General features: G+C 47.4%; 1 protein-coding gene. It reads right to left on the bottom strand.

All coding sequences use genetic code 11. The annotated features are described in order from the left end of the window. Positions 1-85: 85 nt before the first annotated feature. On the bottom strand, positions 86-1,501 hold the full coding sequence (gene ltrA / locus L1N85_RS26900; RefSeq protein WP_235242082.1) for a group II intron reverse transcriptase/maturase: 1,416 nt from the start codon (positions 1,499-1,501) through the stop codon (positions 86-88). Positions 1,502-1,909: the final 408 nt, after the last annotated feature.

Raw genomic sequence — 1,909 nt, forward strand, 5'->3', positions numbered from 1 at the left:
AATCGGGTAGGAGGCTACTCATTATTTGAGTAGCCGACCTCCCACACCACCGTACGTACCGTTCGGTATACGGCGGTTCCCTAGTTTACGCAGTGACTTGTCGGTAATAATCAGAGAAGAATAGGAATCCAAGTGCTTTAATCTTGTTATTTCCGAGGGATTTGGAGAGGATGGGGCTATTGGAGGTTCTCCAGTAGCTCTTTCTTGTGTTCGCGTATTCCCACGCCTTCTGTTCTTGGATACCGAGTGATTTTAGTCTTTCGAACTTCGTCCTTACTCGCTTCCATTGCTTCCAGTAGATCATGCGAATCCGTCTTCTCATCCATTCGTCCGTGGATTGGAGCAGTGTCTTCATGTCAGCTATCTTAAAGTAGTTGATCCACCCCATGATATACCGCCTAAGTTTCATTGCTCGGTTATCATTTCCCATTCCGTTGCTTCTCGACGTAAGCTCCTTGATTTTAGCTTTCATCTTGGTAACGGATTTGGGATGGATTCTGACCCTTGTTTCTCCCTTACGCTGATAGAATGAGAAGCCAAGAAATTTGATCCTCGTCGCCTCGTCCACGACTGTTTTCTCCTGATTTACTTTAAGAAACAGCTTCCTTTCGATGAAAGGGAGTATGTTCGTTAAAGTGCGCTCGGCGCTTTTTCTGCTCTTGCAAAAGATCAGGAGATCGTCCGCATATCGGACGAATCGGTGTCCTCTGCTTTCCAGTTCCTTATCCAATTCGTTTAGCATGATGTTGCTAAGTATTGGACTAAGGTTTCCGCCCTGCGGCACGCCGATTTCCGTTTCCTCGAATTTGTGTTTGACTACGACTCCTGCCTTCAAGTATTTGTGGATTAATGATATGACTCGTCCATCCTTTATGGTTCTGGACAGCACTTCGATTAGTTTACTTTGGTTGACTGTATCGAAGTATTTCTCCAAGTCCATATCCACTACATACTTGTAGCCATCGTTTATGTTCTCTTGACTTCTTCGAATCGCATGGTGTGCGCTTCGCTTCGGTCGGAACCCAAAACTGTTCTCGGAAAACCGCTTTTCGTAAATCGGAGTGAGCACCTGGGCGATCGCCTGCTGGATGACTCGGTCTACAACAGTGGGTATTCCCAAGTTTCTCTTCTTTCCGTTCTCCTTCGGTATTTCTACCCTTCGAACGGGATTTGGACGGTAGGTTCCGTCCAGAATGGATTGCTTGATGGCTTCCCCGTTTTCTTTGAGATATTGTAGAAGTGCATCTACTCCCATCCCATCAATCCCATGAGAGCCTTTGTTTGCCTTCACACGCTTGAACGCTTGGTTCAGGTTGTCTCGGCTCACAATTTGCTCAAGCAGTTCCTTCTCCGACTCGCTTGCGTTGGTGTTGTCGGTTTCGGCTATCTTCCCAGAATTGTACGCTCCCGCGTATTCTTCGTGTTCCGCACTATTCTTCGGCGTGGAGCCTTCCATCTCTGGAAGTTGGCTGTATTTTGCTTCTGGCTCAGTAGCTTTCATTGACTGGACACCTCCTAAGGTTCAGCCCTTCCCTTATACTGTCGACAACACAAGGTACTATGGCGTCTGCTGACTTCTCATGATAAATCTTGTTTCAACCGTGACTTGAAGTTCATCTCCTCACGTCCATGAGACCTCCCACGGTAAGACGATTCACTTTCCTTCCATGTACCCGCATCATTTACACCGGCACGTCTGTGTAGTTAATTGGACTTCGTTTTGTTGTGCAAACTCATCCCATGCCATATGCCTGATGATGTTCGTGTTCCTCGGGTCGGAATTTTGCCTCCAGCTTCCTTCAGATTCCACCTCACGATGGACACCCTTGCTCTTGGCTAGTGGTTGGCAACTACAAGCCCCCACAGTGGACTTTCACCACCTAGTTAATCGCCATGCGTGGCGCACACA

It is taken from the genome of Paenibacillus alkaliterrae, from assembly GCF_021532375.1.
GTDB lineage: Bacteria > Bacillota > Bacilli > Paenibacillales > Paenibacillaceae > Pristimantibacillus > Pristimantibacillus alkaliterrae.